General features: G+C 59.3%; 13 protein-coding genes. 5 read left to right on the forward strand and 8 right to left on the reverse strand.

The window, feature by feature from the left end; translation table 11 throughout:
* The 8 genes from pbpC to GOB83_RS10255 all read right to left on the reverse strand — a co-directional run bounded on the left by pbpC (position 1) and on the right by GOB83_RS10255 (position 14,282).
* Positions 1 to 2,019, reverse strand: coding sequence for a penicillin-binding protein 1C (gene pbpC, locus GOB83_RS10220; protein ID WP_165925980.1), 2,019 nt, complete (start codon positions 2,017 to 2,019; stop codon positions 1 to 3).
* Entirely contained in the window at positions 2,016 to 7,076 is a 5,061-nt protein-coding gene (locus GOB83_RS10225; RefSeq protein ID WP_165925981.1) for an alpha-2-macroglobulin family protein, read from the reverse strand. Before GOB83_RS10225 ends, pbpC begins: the two co-directional genes overlap by 4 nt.
* 439 nt (positions 7,077 to 7,515) lie before the next feature.
* Positions 7,516 to 8,550, reverse strand: coding sequence for an ABC transporter ATP-binding protein (locus GOB83_RS10230; protein WP_165925982.1), 1,035 nt, complete (start codon positions 8,548 to 8,550; stop codon positions 7,516 to 7,518).
* Positions 8,551 to 8,558: 8 nt separating this feature from the next.
* Entirely contained in the window at positions 8,559 to 9,596 is a 1,038-nt protein-coding gene (locus GOB83_RS10235) for an ABC transporter ATP-binding protein (RefSeq protein WP_165925983.1), read from the reverse strand.
* Complete coding sequence (locus tag GOB83_RS10240) at positions 9,586 to 10,560, reverse strand: ABC transporter permease (protein ID WP_165925984.1); 975 nt, start codon at positions 10,558 to 10,560, stop codon at positions 9,586 to 9,588. The genes GOB83_RS10235 and GOB83_RS10240 overlap by 11 nt, the downstream gene beginning before the upstream one ends.
* Positions 10,561 to 10,575: 15 nt before the next feature.
* Entirely contained in the window at positions 10,576 to 11,583 is a 1,008-nt protein-coding gene (locus GOB83_RS10245; RefSeq protein WP_095349816.1) for an ABC transporter permease, read from the reverse strand.
* 69 nt (positions 11,584 to 11,652) lie between these two features.
* Positions 11,653 to 13,467 carry an ABC-F family ATP-binding cassette domain-containing protein gene (locus GOB83_RS10250; RefSeq protein ID WP_165925985.1) on the reverse strand — a complete coding sequence of 605 codons (1,815 nt, stop codon included), beginning with the start codon at positions 13,465 to 13,467 and terminating at the stop codon, positions 11,653 to 11,655.
* A gap of 65 nt (positions 13,468 to 13,532) precedes the next feature.
* The gene (locus GOB83_RS10255; RefSeq protein WP_086646460.1) at positions 13,533 to 14,282 is read right to left on the reverse strand and encodes a response regulator; all 750 of its coding nucleotides are present in this window, start codon (positions 14,280 to 14,282) and stop codon (positions 13,533 to 13,535) included.
* Positions 14,283 to 14,448: 166 nt separating this feature from the next.
* Here GOB83_RS10255 and GOB83_RS10260 point away from each other — a divergent pair, with 166 nt between their 5' ends.
* From GOB83_RS10260 to cydD, 5 genes are all read left to right on the forward strand, one after another.
* Positions 14,449 to 14,895, forward strand: coding sequence for a sigma-70 family RNA polymerase sigma factor (locus GOB83_RS10260; RefSeq protein ID WP_242005828.1), 447 nt, complete (start codon positions 14,449 to 14,451; stop codon positions 14,893 to 14,895).
* A gap of 124 nt (positions 14,896 to 15,019) precedes the next feature.
* The gene (locus tag GOB83_RS10265) at positions 15,020 to 15,616 is read left to right on the forward strand and encodes a sigma-70 family RNA polymerase sigma factor (protein WP_165925986.1); all 597 of its coding nucleotides are present in this window, start codon (positions 15,020 to 15,022) and stop codon (positions 15,614 to 15,616) included.
* 116 nt (positions 15,617 to 15,732) lie between these two features.
* The gene (locus tag GOB83_RS14980; RefSeq protein ID WP_231945768.1) at positions 15,733 to 15,894 is read left to right on the forward strand and encodes a NepR family anti-sigma factor; all 162 of its coding nucleotides are present in this window, start codon (positions 15,733 to 15,735) and stop codon (positions 15,892 to 15,894) included.
* A gap of 101 nt (positions 15,895 to 15,995) precedes the next feature.
* Positions 15,996 to 17,669, forward strand: a complete 1,674-nt coding sequence (locus GOB83_RS10275) for a sensor histidine kinase (protein ID WP_086646493.1) — start codon at positions 15,996 to 15,998, stop codon at positions 17,667 to 17,669.
* A 100-nt stretch (positions 17,670 to 17,769) separates the two neighbouring features.
* Positions 17,770 to 19,491 (forward strand): thiol reductant ABC exporter subunit CydD, encoded by a 1,722-nt coding sequence (cydD, locus tag GOB83_RS10280; protein WP_086646462.1) that lies wholly within the window; start codon positions 17,770 to 17,772, stop codon positions 19,489 to 19,491.
* Positions 19,492 to 19,497: the final 6 nt, after the last annotated feature.

The following is a 19,497-nucleotide window of genomic DNA, read 5'->3' on the forward strand; positions in this document are numbered from 1 at the left end:
CTACCGTATACGAATATCAATAGTCGCATGGGCGTTTTGCGCATCTGCAAGGGTGATATGGGCAAAGCCGGGAGCATCGGGTGTCCAGGATGGTTGCGCACCGGGCGGCACATCCAGCGGAATGCCATTGATATACCAATGATAAGGCGGATGGCCGCCGGAACCTTCCAACCCAACAGGAAGCATCGTGCCTTCGGAAGAACTGCTTTCAATTTCGGAGTGATCGCGCGGGAAGATGATCTGTGGTGCCTGCCGTTGTTGCAAGCTGCGCAGAGCGGGCGATAGGACTGCAACAGCACGGTGAGGTTGGGCACTGGCTGACGAGGCTGATGTATGCGGGGGGGAAGAAAGCAGAGAGAGGAGAGCTGCCAGCACCGGCCCTGCCGTATCCCGCCCGGTTAGCCCGGGAGAGGCTGTGCCGTCCGGGCGTCCGGCCCAGACACCGACAGTTGCCTGCGGGGTAGAGGCCATCGCCCATCCGTCACGGTTGCCGTAGGATGTGCCTGTCTTGAAGGCAACGCCCTCCCATGAAGCGACGCCAGTCGGTGGAGCGGTGCCCCGCAGGATTGTGCGAATGTCGGCATTTGCTCTGCTGGACAGCAGGATTGTCTCGGGTGCAGGGGCTGCCGATTTCAGGTCTGTCGGTTCACGGCGTAGGGGGGCGACGTGACCATTATGGTCGAGTGCCGCATACAGCATTGTCAGGTCATGGAGTGAGATGCCAGCTCCCCCAAGAACGATCGCAAGGCTTGGCGCGCTTTGTGTGCCATCGGGGTTTTCTGGCAGTCGCAACCGCACACCACAGGCGGAAAGGCGGTCCATGAACCGGGAGGGGCCAACCCGCTCCAGTGCCTGAATGGCAGGCACATTGAGTGAAAGCTGAAGGGCCTCACTCACGGTGGTTTCCCCCCGGAAAGTATGGTCAAAATCCTTGGGGGCATAGCCGCCAATGGCAAGTCGGCTATCGCGCACATGTGTGTGCGGCGTCATCCAGCCGTTTTCGAATGCCATGCCATAGACAAACGGCTTGAGTGTGGAGCCGGGGGAGCGGGGTGCCAAAACAGCGTCTATCGCATTGCCCGGAGCTTTATGTTCGCCCCCCCCGACCCATGCTACAATCTGCCGTTCATGGTCGACAATCAGTGCCGCAAAGGTTCCACGCAGCGGGGCAGGGTGGCTGGCAAGCACCTGCCGTGCGTTGCGCTGGAGCCTTGCATCCAGCGTTGTCACCACCACGCCGCTGCGCCCTGCGCTGAGAAAATGGCCAGCGAGTTCAGGGGCGTCATGCGGCACGCCGCGTGTATCTGGTGTTGGCCATGCAACAGGCTGTAATGGAGTGGCGCGTTGCAGTGTGCGGTGCGCAGCGTTTAGCAGGGCTTCAGGGTGGCGGTCCGGACGGAGCGCAGCGGGGCGCCGGGGTATAGTTACAAGAAACGCGGCTTCCGTGAGTGTCAGGTGGTGGGGCTCATGCCCGAAATAGAGCAGGGATGCGGCACGGATGCCTTCGATATTCGTGCCTTCAGGCGCCAGCGTGAGGTAAAGGTTCAACACACCCTGGCGGCCGAAACGCCATTCAAGCTGGAGGGCGCGCAGAATATCGCGCAGCTTGCCACCCCATGTATGACGGTGCGGGGTAAGGAGGCGGCTTGTCTGCATGGCCAGCGTGGAACCACCCGAGACAATATGACCGCGCCGGACCAGTTGCCAGATGGCGCGTGCAAGGGCCTGCGGATCAACCCCCGGATGGCTATCAAAGCGGTGGTCTTCCGTTACCATCAGAAGCTTTATGTAAGTCGGGTCAACATCTTGGTTTTCAACCGGCAGACGCCAGAAGCCATCGCGGCTTGTATGGCCGTCAAGCAGCGTATGGTCGCGGGCTTGAACCATAAGGGCTGCCTGCTCGGCCCGATGCAGGTCTGGTGGATTAAAACGGTCGGCCACCAGCAGACCAGCCGGAATGAGGCTGGTAAGCAGCAGGCCGAGCGTACAGTTTCTGGCAAGGTGAAGGGAGGCCTTCAATGCGCGGTGATCTCGACAGTCCCTGATGCCGTGCGCGCCATCAGGCTCGGAAAACTCCGTGCGCTGACCATCGCTTCAGGCAGAGTAAAGCGGCCCGGCGTAATGGCGCGGACGATGTAGGCGACATGGAAGCTCCGCGTCGCAAGGTCTGGAGACTGCGTTGTGAAGCTTACCGAAGCGTTGAACCGATCATCCAGCGCGGCAGCATGTTCGGTGTTACTGAGCGTGCCCAGAAAAGCATAAGGGGGCTTTGTGCTGTCATTCTCAGCGTCGTCCCCGTCATGGTCGTCAGATGCGGCTTCATCAGGAGGCACAATGCTCTCGATCTCCCATCCGGCAGGCAGCAGGCTGGTGATGCCTACCAGATAATGACCAGAGTGGAGGGCCGTGCCTTTGAGGCTGACGATAAACCGGTCATTCTGTTGCATGTGGGTCAGGTCAAATGGCTGGCCGGTCAGGGTAAAGCCCTGCATGGTCAGTGTCAGCCCGTTGGTGAGAGGTTTGACAGCCCCGGCTGGTTCGCCCTGCACGGTCAGGGTGCTGAACAGTATCTTCCTGCCGGTATTTTCAACCTGAAGACCTTTCCCGAGTGCGGCGGACTCAAACGGGTAGGTCAGCGGCAGGCGCAGCGGTGTGGCGTTAGGGCGCCCCTGCACACGCACGCTCCGCCCGTCAGTATCCTTGTTCAGGGCGCTGGCGGCTTCGAGTAGCGCCGTTCTGGTTGCGGTTGTCAGCATATCCAGCGACAGAGAGAGCTTGCCAAACCGCCCGATGAGCAGGTGGGTGCGCCGGTCGTCATGCGCTTCGGCGGTCAGGGCGGCCAGCCCGGCCAGATCGCGCACGTAGGTCCAGTATCGGTAATCCCACAGATCCGGCTTTCCAGTGCGGGGCGGCCCGAGTGCCGCGATGGCTGCGTCCAGCAGTGCTTCTGGCGATGTTGTGCTCTTGTCTTCCGGTGCATCGTCCATTGCGAGTGCGACAGCGAGATGCCCAAGGGCCAGAGGATTGGCCTGTGCATTGGAGCCTGCCGTGTCAGCCCAGACATAGCTGACACGGGTAGCATCCTGCCGCGCAACGAGCGAGGCCGCGAGAGTATGGATGGCATCAGGGTGGAGGCGACCAGCACGGGCCAGCACGTACGCCGCGTAAGCGCGAGTATTCAGCCGTTCTGCCTGCCTTTCACTGTCATGATCATCATCATCGACGTTTTGAGACTGGAGCTGCTCGCTTTCAATATGGTCGAGCAGCAGGCCGAGCCGGTCCTCTGGCACGGTGTAGCCAGCGGCTTTGGCCCGGATCAGGAAATCGGCAAGATAGTCCAGATCATCGGGAAGACTGAGGCCATCGGAGCGGTCCCACTGGCCAATCTCACCTGACGGGCTCTGGCGATCAAAAAGCGTATTGATGGCTGACTGGATGGATTGCCCCGGAGTGTTGCTGTGGTCGCGTGTCTCGGGGTGGGGCGGGTTGCCTTGTTGCAGCAGCGCACGGGCCTGAGCCGCCAGTGTATCAGAATCCCCCCAGACGCTGGATTGCAGGGATTCTTGCAACCCGACCGTATCAAGACCGTCCGATGCGGAGATGTTCAGGGTTATCCGAGCGTCTGCCGGGTTGAAGCCCGCCAGTTCCGTGCGATCCCACGTTTTGTGGCTGCCGGGTGGGAGCGGTGCAGTCCGGCTGACGGTCAGTGGAACATGCGCCAGCCGGATGCCGATGGGCCAGCTTCGCGTCAGCAGCGTTTTTGTTGAGCCGGATCGGCGCAATGTAAGATGGACATGCGCAATGGCAGTACGGCCCGGTAGGGTGGGGGTGGCGGCCAGCGCAACGCGCAGGTCAGCGCGCTCACCGGGTTTGACGGGGGCGTTGAGTGTGCTGGAGCCGAGAACGCGGAGCGGCCCATCTGTGGTGACCTGCACCTCGTAAGGTGCGGATGGCGCATCAACATTGATGATGGAGACCTGTGCCTGCGCCGTATCCCCCGGGGCGAGGAGCCGTGGCAACCCCAGGTCGGGGAAAACCGGGTCCCGCGCTGTGATGTCTGCCTGCGCGTTGCCAACGGCATCTTGGCTCCAGGCGGAGGCCATCAGGTGAAGCTGACCGTCAAAATCCGGCACATCGAACGAGAGCGTACCGTGCCCGGTGCTGTCGAGTGCGACCGGACCATCGAACAGTGCGACGCTTTCCGTTGTTCGCACGGGTGGGCCGTCCGCGCTGCTGCTGTTTGAGGCCGCATCCCCCCCAGAGCGGATCTGGCCGTTTTTCGCATCACTCAGCAGAAGAGACCCGTAGTTGTCCAGCATGTCCAGCCCAAGACGGGGGCGACCGTAAAGGGCATCAAACAGGTTGAGCGGCGTGAAATGTGTGAGGTTGAGAATACCCTGATCGACCGCGGACACCGCAACCTGCACCTGCCCCACTGGCAGACCCTGACTGGCTTGCACTGTTACGGGAATGGTGATGCGCTGGCGCGGCGTGACCGTGCGGGGCGCATCAAGCGTTACGTTCAGCCGATGCGTGTCCTGATTAACACCAATCCATGTGACACCAACCGCCCGCACAGGGTCATGCGGGCGCAGGCCGGAGGGGCTGTTGAGGGGGCGGTAGAGTGTGACCAGTGCATAAGCACCGGAATGCCAGTCCGGTGTGGCGGTTACGGGCACGTCCAGCCCTTCTTTAGGAACATCCACAAAGCGTGTGTTCAGCACACGGTCTGTTGCAAGCGTTATCTGGGCCTGCCCGGCAAAACCGCCACCAATGTGGATGACCGTACTACCGCCTGACATGATATGGGTATCGCGCACGCTGAGCGGCAGATGGTCCGGTGTGCTGGCATTACCGCTACCACCCCAACCGACCTGAAAGCGGAGCGAACTGCCTGTTACGCCGTCACTTTCGCTCGGGACGGCACTCAGGCGGTATTCGCCCCAGTCCAGCGTGGGGGTAATCCGCGCTGTGCCTTTGGCATCTGTTGCAATATCGCCCGAGCGCATGGGCACGTCCACGGTGTGGCTGCTGAAGGTCCAGCCATTGTCGGGTGTGTGGGACCAGTTATAGATCCGGTTGACGCGTGACAGGGTCCAGTGAATTCTGCCGATGGCAACCGGACTGTTATCCGGCGCAAAACTTGCAAGATCAACAGGGATAACAGCGCTGCCCATGCTGGCGGAAGCATCTGCCGCGACATGGAGGCCGATGAGCGGCGCGGTGCGGCGGACGGGAATTGTAAAGTGCTCACCCACGCGCCGCCCCATGGGGTCCAGAAAACCGGCTCGTATATCAAGCGCGAGTGGTCGGGTCAGGCCCGGAGGAATATCCGGCGTGAAGGTTAACTGCGTATGGCCTTCATGGTCCGTTGGATCTGCGCTGATGTCGCCGCTGGCTGATGGTGTCTCCTCGTTCTCAAACCCGAAAGCCCAGCCTGTAAGGCCAGGGATCGGATCGGTTACGGGGACAAGCTTGTAGGAACTGTCACTTTTAAGGCCCGCACCGGGTGCGCCGTAGAGAAAACGTGCCGAGGCATCAATCTCAACGGTCTGTCCGGCGATTGCGGAGGCGGGGGGCTTAAAACTGACTTCAATACTGGGTGGCACGAAATCCTGAACGCTGAAACGGGCCGAACCGATGGCGGGCAGGGAAGGGTCGAGCAGAATATCGGCCCGCCACAAACCCGTGGGTGCGCTGGCGCTCAGGGGCAGGGTGGTGGCGTAGCCGCCCTCTGCCGCACCTGTAAGCGGAATGCGCCGTTCTTCCATCATATCGGGACGGTACAGAACAAGGACCGGGTGCGCGTCTGGAATAGCCTGCCCCGCGCGGTCACGCAGAAGAGTGAGGAGGTGCACGCTCTCCCCGGGACGATAGATCCCGCGGTCAGGCTGCACGAGCGCGCGACTGCTCCCCTGAAAAGGGCTGACTGCGCCTTCAAGGTGCTGTTCCGAAAAATCGAACCATTGCCGGTCAAGATGCAGAAAGCCGAAATCCTCTCCTTTGCTGGCCAGCAGAACAGAGGAGCGGTCTGCCATGGTGCCGCGGAGCAGGGGGGCATCAAAATGCCCAAGGCCACTCGCATCCGTTTTGACTGTCGCCAGAGTGCCGCCATCACGCGCGCGCAGTGTTAGCGTAACATCAGGAGTAGGCTGTCCGCTCATCAGGGAGCGGGCACTGACTGTCAGCCCGTCTTCACCGCGCAGCATGGTCAGGCCAAGATCGCTCAGATTAACCCAGCGGGCAGAAATAGGCTTGCCCTGCAGCGGATCGGCGTTGGTGTTCCCGCGTTTAAGGGCGGTTTCCACTGGGCTTTTTTCGGGCGGCGTTGCGGCGTCTTCCACCGTCACCAGATAAAGTCCGTTCTGTCCTGCGCCAATTGTCTCTGCCAGCGGGAATCCAGTTGTTACAGACCGGTCTGGGGCATGATCAATAGCCATGCTGCCATGCCAGATTTCACGCATGGTCGTGTCCAGCAGGTTCTGGAATGTATAAGGGTCAAAACTGGTCTGGTTCAGATCAGGAAGTGTGCTGTCGATATGATCTGTGCCGGGAAATTGCTGATATGCAGCGACCCGAAAGACGTGGAGACGAACAGTGGAAACGTTAACAGTTTCGATCGCGAGGGCAGGCGTACGCCCGGTCGTGCGTCCGGGTAGGATAAAGCCATCTCCTGTCAGCCCGACATGCGCATCACGACGCCCAAAACGGGCGCTGAGCGTGAGAGGGGTGGCGAGATTCTGACCATCGGCTGAAGTAAAATCCGGGTCGACTGTTATTGTGTACCCCTGCCCGAAGGCAAGCTTGCCAAGGCAGAATGTGTCGTTCTCAACACGGGGTGTGAAGGCGCTTTTTGGTGAGAGATGGACCGAACGGGCCAGTGTTGATGTTTTTTGTGCGTTCAGGTTCTGATTGAAATGCAGACAGATTTCAGGGTGTTCGCCTGTTGCATCAAGAGAGGTGCGCTGGAACGCGAAAGGCGAGGACTCAGCAGAGGCCGCCCGACTGCACGGCGCGAGGTACAGAGCCGGAAGGGCAACAAGGCTCAGGGAAGAAAGCAGGAGGCGTCGAGACAATATCTTGAACCCTGAACAGTTTATGCTGGATTACGCGATGCTTTAACAGTCCCGGGATTGGTGGGGACCTAGTTTTACAAGTTACGCGGCCATGAGAATTTGGTCCATAGTTACATAAAAATGTTACTCGGCCTCGGCTGGTGTGATGTGGCGGACAGGTATCAAGGATACGGCAGTTGTTGAGCCAGCCTACCCATGCGAGGGCGGCGTATTCGAGGGCCTCAAACTATCTCGCTCAGAATACGATGCTTGCAGCGGGGCAGGTGGCCGAGAAAAAAGCGCAGGGGCAGCATGCGTAGTCAGGTGACGATATGCCTCAGTTCTTGATCCAGCCGAAATATGATTTCGATACAGTTGCCTCAGCGTGGCTGCTGGCTTGATCGGTAGTTATGCAAGAACTCAGGGGGCTTCTACTCCATCGGGCAAGGCGTGGTACTATTTATGCGTGCGTACTCTTTAACACAGGGTAGTGGCAGGCAACCGCATGGTTGGGCGCAATTTGCGTTAAGGTCGGGGCTTCGTTCTGGCAGCGGGTTTGCACAGCCGGGCAACGGGTATGGAAGCGACAGCCAGAAGGCTTGTTAACAGGGCTTGGAATTTCTCCACGCAAAGGAGCATGCCTTGGTGCCCCCACAACCGGGCGGGGCACGGCTTGCGTCAGGGCTATGGTGTAGGGGTGGGCCGGGTTGTGCAGAACGGTATCTGTCTCCCCCAGTTCTACAATCACGCCAAGATACATGACCGCAACACGGGTGGATATCTGCCGGACCACGGCAAGGTCATGGGCAATAAAAACATAGGTCAGGCCTAGGCTTTTTTGTAAATCTGCAAACAGGTTGACAATCTGGGCCTGAACCGAAACATCCAGAGCCGAAACAGGTTCATCCGCTACCACAAGGCGGGGGGAGAGCACCAGAGCGCGGGCAATATTAACACGCTGGCGCTGCCCACCCGAAAATTCATGCGGGTAGCGTTCCAGCGCCGCCCGGGGCAGGCTGACCAGCTCCATAAGTTCTTCCAGCCTATGCGCTATGGCCATGGGTGTATGTTTGCGCCCATCCGGTGTGCGGTGAACCCGCAGGGGTTCTGCCAGCAGGTCTCCGATCCGCCTGCGGGGGTTAAGGGATGCGTATGAGTCCTGAAAGACCATCTGCATCTGCTGGCGCAGGGGGCGCAAAATACGCTCGGGCAGGCGCGTTATATCCTGACCATCAAAAATAATCTGACCGGCAGACACATCATTAAGCCGCAGCAGGCAGCGCCCTAATGTGGACTTGCCGCAACCGGATTCCCCTACAAGACCCAACACCTCGCCGGGCATAACGGTAAAGGAGACGCCATCTACCGCCCGGAGTGTTTGCCCGTGTTTGAGGCTGTAGGTCTTGTAAACATCCCTTACCGCCAGCAAAGGCTGCGTTGCACCTGAAGATGAGCGAGGGGGAGCCGCCTGCACGGTGGGGGAAGGGAACTGCATGGGACTCCTCACAGAACAGGCGTTGCGCTGGTGTAGGCGCGCTTGGGGAGGGGGTTTCCTTCCCCCGGCAACACACAGGCAACTTTATGCGCCGGGCCAACTGTGCAAAACGTAGGGGGTGGTGCAGGCAGGCAGGAGGCATGGGTGTACGTGCAGCGCGGTGCAAAGGCGCAGCCTGCCGGGCGTTCCAGAGGTTGGGGGGGCGTGCCGGGAATGGCTGGCAGCCTGTCCGGGCGCGGGCCGTTCATGGGTGGGATGGAGGCTAAAAGAGCTGCTGTGTAGGGGTGCTGAGGGTGAGCAAACAGGTCTTGGGTAGCACCTGTTTCTGCCGCCCGGCCGGAATATAGGACTAATGTGCTATCGCATGTTTCGGCCACTACACCCATATCGTGCGTGATCAGCAGGACAGAGGAACCGTAGGTGGTACGGAGCCTGCGCATGAGGTCCAGAATCTGGGCCTGTACGGTTACGTCCAGTGCTGTAGTGGGTTCATCCGCGATCAGCAGGGACGGATTGCAGGAGAGCGCCATAGCGATCATGGCGCGCTGGCGCAGGCCGCCAGAGAGTTGATGCGGGTATCTGTTGGCAGTATTGGCGGGGTCTGGCACCCCCATTTCCCCCAGTAGTTCTACCGTGCGGGTGCGGGCCTGCTTGCGGGAGAGGTTGTGGTGGGCACGCAACTGCTCATCAATCTGCCAGCCAATGGTGTAAACGGGGGTAAAGGCGGTCATCGGGTCCTGGAAAATCATGGCGATTTCCCGGCCACGCAGAGCACGCATCTGTTTGCCAGACAGGCCAAGCAGGTCCTGCCCCTTAAAGCGGGCGGAGCCGCTTACATGTACGCCGGGTGCATCAATCAGCCCCATAAGGGCCATGGCTGTAACGGATTTGCCTGACCCGGATTCCCCCACCAGCCCCAGTATTTCCTGCTCACCAATGCTGAAGGATAGGTTCTCCACAATAGGGACGACCTGCCCGCGTGAGGTAAAGCTCACGCACAGATCGTGCACATCCAGCAACGGGGGGGAGAGCGTGTTAGTGGGCATCGCGCACCCTTGGGTCAAGGAGAAGATAGGCCGCATCCACCAGAGCATTGGCCAGCACCACAAATACGGCCGAATACATGACCGTGGCCATGATCAGGGGCAGATCAAGGCTGTTGAGCGCCTGATAGGTCAGGCGGCCCACACCGGGCAGGCCAAAAACAACCTCTGTCAGCAATGCGCCCCCACCAACAAGCTGTGCAAAGTCCATGCCAAAGAGCGAAATAAAGGTTATAAGCGCTGTGCGCAGGCCATGGCGGAGCAGGATGCGGGCAGGGGATAACCCTTTGGCACGGGCCGTGCGTATGAAGTCCTCCCCCATAATCGCGACCAGATCAGCCCGTAAAATCCGGCTGTAAATGCCAACAAACATGACTGCCAGCACGCACCACGGAATAACCAGCGCCAAAAACCAGCCGCATGGACTTTGGGTAAAAGGCACATACCCCAGCCCCGGCACCCAGGAAAATAGCCATGTATCGTGGTAACGGTTCTGGGTGATCAGGTTAACAACCTGCCCAAGCCAGAAAACGGGAATGGAAATACCAACCAGCCCGGCCATCATGAGTGTGCGGTCAATCCATGACCCTTTGCATGCAGCGGCAACAACCCCCATGCCAATGGACAGCACCACCCAAATAACAGCGGCTCCGCTTACCAGCGAGAGGGTTACAGGGGCCGCCCGCATGATTTCGGGCACAACCAGTTCACCCCGGTTGGCGTAGCTTGCCAGATCGCGGGTGATGAACAGTTTTTTCATCATAATGGCGTATTGCACGGGTAACGGGCGGTCAAAGCCGTATTCCTTACGGACTTTTTCCATGGTCTGGGGGGCGGCATTGCGCCCTGCAATACGGGCCGTGGGGTCTGCTCCGGGGGTTGCAAAAAAAACGGCAAACACCAGCGCGGAAATACCGAACAGAACAAAAACCGTCTGACCCAGACGGCGCAGGAGGGGCATGATCATGGTCTGTCCTTCCTCCTATTCCCGCCGGGAGGCATCGCGCACATCCAGCGCATCACGCAGGCCATCGCCCAGAATGTTCAGGGCAAGCACTACGGCCACAATGGCCAGACCGGGGGCAATGGCCACCATGGGGCGGGTGTAAATCAACCCCTCACCATCCAGAATGATAGTCCCCCAAGAAGCCGCAGGGGCCTGCACACCAATGGAGAGGAAAGACAGGGCACTTTCCGCCAGCAGCGCCATGGCCATAAGCAGTGGCCCCATAACCACAAGCGTTGTGCTTACATTGGGCAGAATGTCGCGCAGTACAATACGCCAGCGGGGTACGCCAAGGCATTTGGCCGCGGTCACAAACTCGGCCTGCCGTAGCGCAATAACGCGCCCGCGCACCGGGCGAGCGGCATAGGGCACATACACCAGTGCAATAATCACAATAGGAATAAGCAGGTTATCGGCCTCTATAACAAAAGGTCCGATCCGCAGGCCCGAAGTGATTGTGACAATGGAGAGCGATATGGCGAACAGATAAACAGGTACGGCCCACATAATATCCATCAACCGGGACAGGACCATATCTGTCACCCCGCCAAAAAAACCGGCGGCAATCCCAACAGTTCCGGCCATAACAAGGCAGAGTATCGCCGCACTGAAGGAAATAAGCAGGGAGTTCCGCCCCCCATAGAGCAGTCGGGCCATAATGTCGCGCCCCTGACTGTCTGCCCCTAACAGATAAGCTGTGTGCCCGGTGGGGCCAATGGGGCTAAGCCCCAGATGCAGCGGGTTGTCGTTGGGCTGCATGATGTCTGTTTCCTGCCCGTTGAGCATAATGGTGCCTGCAACGTTGGATACAAACGGGTCAGTATGGGCAATGTGACGGGCATAAAACGGCGCACACAGGCTTGCCACCACAATAAAGGCAAGAACCGCAACCGAGGCAAGTGCCGCGCGGTTGCGCAGCAATGACCGCAGCGCGCTGGCCCATGGCCCGGCAGAAGGTTTGTGCGTGTTAGATGGCTTTGTCATCGTGCCTGCATTTATCAGGTCCTCAAGGGGTAAAGTCACCTTGCGGCGTTAAGCGGGGAGCGGGCAGGGTCAGCCCTGCTCCGTCAGTAATGCTTCACGCTTCATTTCCAGTTCAAGCCACTGTTCTTCACATTCAGCCAGTCTGGCCTCAATTTTCTGTAGCTCGGTGGAGTGCCGGTCAAACGCTTTGGGGTCTTTGCTATACAGGTCGGGGTCCGCCATACTGGTGCGGTGTGTCTGGGCTTTGGCTTCCAGTTTTTCCATTTCCAGCGGCAGGTTGTCCAGCGCATACTGGTCTTTGTAGCTGAGTTTACGGGTGGCTTGTCGGGCAGCCTGCTCGCGCGGTTTTGCTGGTTCGGAAGTGGGGACAATGGGGGCTGTTTCCAGCGGTTGCAGGTTCCGCTGTACCAGCATGTCACTGTAGCCACCGGCATATTCCACCCATGCGCCGCCGCCTTCGGCCACCAGCACGGATGTGGCAATACGGTCCAGAAAATCACGGTCATGGCTGACCAGCAGAACCGTGCCGGGGTAGGTGCTGAGCATATCTTGCAGGATATCCAGCGTTTCTAGGTCCAAATCGTTGGTTGGTTCGTCCAGAACCAGCAGGTTGGATGGCTTGGCCAGTGCGCAGGCCAGCATCAGGCGGCCTCGTTCCCCGCCAGACAGGGCGCTAACAGGGGTGCGCGCCTGCTCGGGTCGGAACAGGAAGTCCTTCATGTAGCCAATAACATGGCGCTTTTCATCCCCGATCTGCACCATGTCCCCTCCGCCATCGGTCAGGGTTTCGGCCAGAGTACGTTCGGGGTTAAGGGAGCGGCGTTGCTGGTCCAGTGTGACCATGCTCAGGGATGGGCCAAGGTTAATGGTGCCGCTATCTGGCTGGTCACCCCCGGTGAGCAGGCGCAGCAGGGTGGTTTTGCCCGCGCCGTTGGCCCCCACAACGCCCAACCTGTCCCCGCGCAGGACGCGCAGGTTCAGGTTCTGGATTACGCATTTGTCCCCCCATGCCTTGTTCACGTCCTCCGCCACAGCCACAAGGCGGCTGGAGGTGGAGGCGGACTGGGCATTGAGAGTAACCGTGCCCGGAGCGCGCACTGCATCGCGCCGGGCTGTGCGCAGGGCGGCCAGTTCGCGCACACGGCGCACATTGCGTTTGCGGCGGGCTGTTACGCCGTAGCGCATCCAGTCTTCTTCCCGGGCAATCTGGCGGTCCAGCTTGTGGGCGTCGCGCTCTTCCTGTTCCAGCACGTCTTCGCGCCAGGCTTCAAAGCGGTCAAACCCTTCATCCAGCCTGCGGGTTATGCCCCGGTCCAGCCAGACCACGGAGCGAGAAAGGGTGGAGAGTAGCCGCCGGTCATGGCTGATCATGATCATGGCCGAGCCAAGGCTGAGCAGTTCGCGCTCCAGCCATTCAATGGTTGGCATGTCCAGATGGTTGGTTGGTTCATCAAGCAGCAGCACATCCGGGGCTGCGGCTAGCACACCGGCAATGGCGCAACGCCGGACCTCCCCGCCTGAAAGATGCGCTGTGCTTTCCGTCCCGCTCAGGCCAAGGGCATCCAGCATGGGGCCGGTACGCCATTCCATGTTGGGGTCTGCAATCTGGGCGGCAACATAGTCGGCTGTTGTTGCGTATGCGCTCAGGTCTGGTTCTTGGGGGAGGTAACGTAAGGAAGCACCGGGCTGGAGAAAAACACTGCCACCATCTGGCTGAATAAGACCCGCGGCAATTTTGAGCAAAGTGGATTTGCCCGATCCGTTCCGCCCGACCAGGCAGACGCGCTCGCCCTTGCCAACGGCAAACCCTGCGCCATCAAGGAGCGGTTTGCCACCAAGGGTTAGGGTAATATCCTGCAAATGAAGTAGGGGGGGTAGCGCCATAACAGATTGCCAGCCGTTCCAGAATAAGGTCGATCAAGGTTTCTGGCAGCTTTTTACCCAACAAATCAGGTCTGAGCTACACCCATACTGCTTACGGCCTGATAGGTGGCAACGGCAAGGGTTAAGGGGTCAAACGGCTTGGTAATGACAAAACAGGGTTCCAGCTTTTCACCCGTCAGCAGTCGTTCGGGGTAAGCCGTTACGTAAATGACGGGCACCTTAAAGCTTGCCGTAATTTCGGCTACTGCTGCCATGCCATCTCCCCCCGGACCAAGGTTGATGTCCGCCAGAATAAGGCCCGGCCGGGTTTGTGCTGCAAGTTGCACGGCATCGGCCTGCGTGTGGGCAATGCCAGCAACCTTGTGGCCACATTGCATGACCAGCAGTTCAATATCCATGGCAATAATGGGTTCGTCCTCAATAATCAGGACGGAGGTCTGCACCCCTTTGTGGAGCTGCTTTTGTGCGGTTTCCAGCTCGTGCGCGGCCTGATCGTGGGGCAGGCCGATAATTCTGGCCGCTGTTTCCACGTTAATTTCTTCCAGTGTGGTCAACAGCAGCAATTGCCGCTGGGTGGAGGAAAGGCCCGGCCCCTGGGTGCTCCTGTGTGTTTCGTCCGTAGCATAAAGGCGCGAGATGGCCTGATAAAGCTGGAGCAGGGGGGTAAATCCCTCCGCCGGGGGTTGGGAGGTCAGGCCTCTCAGGCTTTGTGCTACCAGCAGATCGCCCTCGGGCTGGTTGCCTGTCAGGGCGCGTGCATAACGTCTGCCATAAGGGAGAGCCCGGATCAGCCCGTCACGCAGTGACTCTGACATGACAAATCTCCTTATGATTAGGTCATGATAAAAACATACGGTAAGGCAATGATGCCACGGAGCGGCGTTTGCCGAAAGGGGATGAATCCTGATTAACACACCAAATCCCGATCAGGGCGATGCGCGTTCACCTTTTAGGGTGGAATTGCTGGCGCTTTTGCCATCCCTGCGCGGCTTTGCGCGCTTTTTGGCGCGCGACCCCGCTCTGGCAGATGATCTGGTGCAGGAAACCGTTTTGCGCGCGCTGGATCGTATGGCGCAGTATGAGGTTGGTACCAGCCTGAAGGCTTGGTGCTTTACCATCCTGCGCAACCTTTTTCTGGAACAGCGGCGGCGCGGCAAAAAAGAACGTGAGGTGCTGGCCAATTACGGGCAGCACCCGCCGCAACGGGCCGTATCCCCGGCAGATGGGCGGCAGGAAGTGCATGAGCTTGAAGCCCTGCTGTGGCAGCTTACGCCGCTTTTGCGGGAGGCACTGGTGCTCATTGGTGCGCAGGGCATGACCTATGCCGAAGCAGCAGAGATTTGCGAGGTGGATGTCGGGACCATCAAGGCCCGTGTGTCCCGCGCTCGAACCATGCTGCACAAACTGGCGCAGCCACAGGCGGAATAGAGGGGCGGAGCCTGCGGGGTTACGTGCTCTCGTTTTCGTGATTACAAAAAATGCATCCGGATGTAACCTTGGCGGGGTCTTGTTCATTGCTCCCATAAAACGGAAGAAGAGCGGAGTAAAAACAATGACAGCCTCGTTATTCCACGATCAGGTTATTGCTATCCTGCCCAAGCTGCGTGTGCAGGCACTGGCGCTGACCCGCAACCGCACTGCCGCAGAAGATCTGGTGCAGGACGCTGTTTGCAACGCGCTGGCCGCTCAGCAGAGTTTTATCCCCGGAACCAATTTTGGCGCATGGATGCACCGCATCCTGCGGAACCGCTTTATTTCCGACCTGCGTAAAAAGCGCGAAACTACGGATATTGATGATGCTCCCCAGTCCATGCTGGCGGTTGCTGCCCGGCATGATGACCGGCTGAGCCTGATGGAGTTGGATGCAGCGCTTGCACGGCTGCCAGATGACCAGCGGGAAGCTTTGGTGCTGGGGGTTCTCGAAGGAATGAGCTATCAGGAACTGGCGGAAATGTCCGGCTGCGCTGTTGGTACAGCCAAAAGCAGGGTTTTCCGTGCCCGGCGTCAGCTTGAAGTCTGGTTAACTGGAGAAGAATCCGTGTCTGATGCAGGTGACCGCAAAAAAGGCGAGCGTGTTCAGGCCGGGGCGGCAAAAAAGAATAGCGGCGCGCAGCGGGTTTCCTCTCGTATGAGCGCAGCAGTGGTCTGAACATGGCGCATGCTGGGCTTATAAGTTGCAGGTCTGTCGGGGATGAGTTGCCTGCTCCGCACACAGTGGCGTCAGGCACACAACGGCAGGATCCAAGGTTCGGAATGGGAAAGAGTATGGACGGCGCTCCCCCCCGCAAAGGCAGGCAGTCTCGGGATCAGGCTTTTGATGTCTGGCTGAAGCGCGGCCTGCACCAGCTTTTTGATGATGTTGTGAATGAACCTGTGCCCGAAGAGCTGCTGAAGCTGATTGAGGAAGACCGGAGCAAGCAGGACTGAGCCTTTTGTCTGTCTTTTCCGTGCTTGGGCAGGCTGCCCGGCGTGTTGGCGCCCTGCTTATGTCCGGGTTGGGGCGGGTGTTTATCACCACCAGCGCGCGTATGCGTGTGCTTATCTGCCTCTCGGGTATTCCCGTGCTCAGTATTGGCGCTGTTCTGGCCCTGCGGAATTATCAGGAAGTCCGGGTGGGGAGCGCCCAGCGTGCTGTTGCCGCCATTATGCGGCTGGACCAGCAGTTCAGGCACGATACGGACCGCCTGCGCAGTGCGCTTGAAACAATCGGCAACATGGACCTCACGCATGACCAGCTCGTGCATGCGCTCAAACTGGCCGAAACCATTAGTGGGCAGCGATACTGCTTTTTGGCTGTTCTGGATGAAAGAGGCAAAAAGCTCGATTCTGTTTCCCCCTCAGGCCGCTCCTGTGCGGAGGTCGGGACCTTAACCCCACCCGCACGGATTAACGCCACGGTTATGGAAGCCGTGCAAAAAAGTGGTGGTGGGGAAGATAACGGGGCGTTTTTGCGGATAACCGTGCCTGCGGTTTTTCTGGCAGAGCCGGAAGCCCATGGTTATCTGGTTGGTATCCTGCAAATTTCGCGCACACGGGCTTATCTGGGCGGTGCTTCGGGGTGGGATGCATTTTCGGATGATACAAATCCCGTGCAGGCGTGGCTGCTTATGCATGATGGAGAGCTTTTTCCCGTTTGCACTGACTGCAACTGGGAGCAGCCGTCACCCGGGCTTGTCTTTCCGTTAAAGGAAAAGCTGGAAAAAAGTGACCGCTCGGTTGTGTCGCTCCCGTCCATGCAGGGGGGGTATGCCCTTGGTGGCATTGCGGGTGGTGCGGATATTTTTGTTTCAACCCAGCGCACCCCCATAGAAGCCGATGCCCTGCGGGCCATGGTTTTCCAGATTGCGGCCCTGCTGTTCCTGCTGGCTGCGGGGCTGGTGGGCGTTACGCTTGCGGCCAATATCGTGCTTGTCTGGCCTTTGCGGCGGCTGACCTATTCCGTTCGTAAATGGCAGATGGAAGGGGTGTTTGACGGGCGCGTTACACGCACCATGCCGCTTGAGCTGCAAAGGCTGGGGCAGGCTTTTACGCGTGCAACACAGCGTCTCTCCCGGCATGAAGCGCGGCTGAAGAAGGCCATGGCGCATCAGGAACTCCTGATGAAGGAGATTCACCACCGGGTTAAAAACAATCTCCAGATCGTGGCGTCCCTGCTCAATCTTCAGGCCAACCAGATTGCCCACCCCGAGGTCCGGGCCGAGTTTGCTCTGGCGCGCGACCGAATCCGGGCGCTGGCAACGCTACACCGCACCCTTTACGCCGAGGATTCACTGACCAGCCTGAACATGGCCGTTTTTTTAAAAGACCTGTGCGAGCAGACCTTCCATATCGCAGGGGAGGCGGATGCAGGGCGTATTCGCCTACAGGTGGATTCAGACAGTTTCTGGATGGACCCGGATCAGGCTGTGCCTCTGGCGCTGATCGTGACCGAGGTTGTGACAAACTCGATCAAATACGCATTCCCCGATGGCCGGATGGGCGTTATTCATGTGCGGCTGACAAAAAATGGCAATCTGGTCACGCTGAATGTTGGCGATAACGGGATTGGTTGTTCCTTCGACCCCGCATCCGGCACGCAGGGGATCGGGCTCAAGCTCATTCATGGTTTTGCCAGACAGCTAAAGGCATCTTTGAGCTATAGCGGCAAGGATGGTGTGCAGTTCACACTGGTCCTGCATCTGGAGAAAGCGGAAAACCCGTAAAATAAGGCAGCCCGCAGAGCGTTGGCATGCCTTAAGCGCAGCAGGGAGTGGCGATCTAAACTGTTGCGTCCTTGGCAGAGCAGTATAAACGCTGTCTGTCATGAGGAACGAGAAAGCAGCAATACGTAACTGGACGCGCCTCCAGTCGCGTCTTGGTCGTCAGGCAGCGCGATCAGTGGTTGGGTCCGGGCTGCTCTCCAGTCTTGCCGGTATTGGGCAGGCATGGTGTGTGGCTGTTGTTCTTGGGCATGCCCTTGTGGCGTGGCAGGCAGGCGGGCAGGGGGCTGCTTTTCCAGCGTGGCCCTTTATGCTGTTCCCGGCTCTGGCTATGTTGCGTGCCCTGTGCATGATCAAGGCGGATGTGGCGGCTGCTCAAGCCGGTATTGTAGCGCGCAGGCGTTTGCGGGGGGAGGTTATGGCCTCCATTCTTGCCGGCGGTCCTGCATTGCTGCGCCGCACGCATAGCGGTGTGCTGGCCTCCATTGTTGTAGACCGGATAGAAGCGCTGGATGGCTTTTTTGGCCGCTGGGTGCCTGCCTCCGTACTGTGGATGGTGGCGCCCGTACTGATTTTGCTGCCCGTGGGCATTATGCAGCCCCGTGCGGCTGTCATTCTGGGCCTGTGTGGTGTGGCCGTTCCTGTTGGGCAGGCTGTGTTTGGTATTGGTGCGGCTGTGGCATCACGCAACCAGTTTTTGGCCATGACCCGCCTTCAGGCACGTTTTCTGGACCGTATCAAAGGTATTGCCACCATTGTTCTGGCTGGCCGGACAGAGGACGAAACCCGCCGTTTGGGGGATGCCGCCGAAGAACTGCGCGTGCGTACCATGAAGGTGCTGCGGGTGGCATTCCTTTCCTCCGCATCCATTGACTGCGCCATGGTCATTGCGTTCATCCTGCTGGCCGTGCTCGACGGGCGGCAGGCACTGGCCATGCAGGCCAGTGGCCCATCCCCCGCGTTACAGCACACCGTGGTTGCCAGCCTGTTTGCCCTGCTGGCAGTGCCGGAGTTTTTTGCTCCCCTGCGCGGCCTTGCGCTGGCGTATCAGGACCGTGCACACGCCCAAGGGGCGGCGACCGCCATCCTGGACCTGCCCGAAGTAACAGAGCGGCCGGTGCTGGAAGGGGCCAGAACCGTTAACGCTAACGGCGTGATGGTGGCCTTTGATGATGTCGGCTTTACATGGGACCCCGCTCGCGGGCCTGCGCTGGAGCATGTTACCTTTACCGTGCCAGCGGGGGAAACGCTGGTGCTGGCTGGTCCATCCGGTGCAGGTAAGTCCACGATCATGGAACTGCTGCTGGGGTTTATTACCCCCCAGAACGGGCGGGTGCTGTTTAATGGCGCGCCTTTGCAGAGCATAGTCCCCGATGCCCTGTCCCGCGTTGTGTCATGGATCGGGCAGAAACCTGTGCTGTTTGCCGGCTCACTGCGGGATAATATCCTGTTCGCCAAACCAGATGCAGACGAACGTGAACTGGCAAATGCCCTGCGTTCCGCCGCCGTGGATGAGTTCCTGCCGACCTTGCCCAACGGGCTGGATACACAGATCGGTGAAGGCGGGTTTGGTTTGTCTGGTGGGCAGGCGCAACGTATTGCCATTGCGCGGGCTTACCTCAAAAACGCCCCGGTTCTGCTGCTGGATGAACCCACAGCGCATCTGGACCCTGCAACCGAAAAAAGTGTTTTTGAAAGCCTGCAACGGCTGGCCGTTGGTCGCACGGTTATTCTGGCTACGCACTCGGCTGCGGCCCATATGTTCAAGGGGCGGCGGATAGACCTGCAAAACGGGCGTGTTATCAATCGGCAGGGGGCTGCGTAACATGGC

This window comes from Acetobacter fabarum (assembly GCF_011516925.1).
GTDB classification, from domain to species: Bacteria; Pseudomonadota; Alphaproteobacteria; order Acetobacterales; family Acetobacteraceae; genus Acetobacter; species Acetobacter fabarum.

Bases quoted from the DNA above. Each gene is read 5' to 3' on its own strand.
- GOB83_RS10230 (WP_165925982.1), bottom strand. From the start codon at position 8,550: ATGCAGTTCCCTTCCCCCACCGTGCAGGCGGCTCCCCCTCGCTCATCT.
- GOB83_RS10235 (WP_165925983.1), bottom strand. From the start codon at position 9,596: ATGCCCACTAACACGCTCTCCCCCCCGTTGCTGGATGTGCACGATCTG.
- GOB83_RS10240 (WP_165925984.1), bottom strand. From the start codon at position 10,560: ATGATCATGCCCCTCCTGCGCCGTCTGGGTCAGACGGTTTTTGTTCTG.
- GOB83_RS10245 (WP_095349816.1), bottom strand. From the start codon at position 11,583: ATGACAAAGCCATCTAACACGCACAAACCTTCTGCCGGGCCATGGGCC.
- GOB83_RS10250 (WP_165925985.1), bottom strand. From the start codon at position 13,467: ATGGCGCTACCCCCCCTACTTCATTTGCAGGATATTACCCTAACCCTT.
- GOB83_RS10255 (WP_086646460.1), bottom strand. From the start codon at position 14,282: ATGTCAGAGTCACTGCGTGACGGGCTGATCCGGGCTCTCCCTTATGGC.
- GOB83_RS10265 (WP_165925986.1), top strand. From the start codon at position 15,020: ATGACAGCCTCGTTATTCCACGATCAGGTTATTGCTATCCTGCCCAAG.
- GOB83_RS14980 (WP_231945768.1), top strand. From the start codon at position 15,733: ATGGACGGCGCTCCCCCCCGCAAAGGCAGGCAGTCTCGGGATCAGGCT.
- GOB83_RS10275 (WP_086646493.1), top strand. From the start codon at position 15,996: ATGCGTGTGCTTATCTGCCTCTCGGGTATTCCCGTGCTCAGTATTGGC.
- cydD (WP_086646462.1), top strand. From the start codon at position 17,770: ATGAGGAACGAGAAAGCAGCAATACGTAACTGGACGCGCCTCCAGTCG.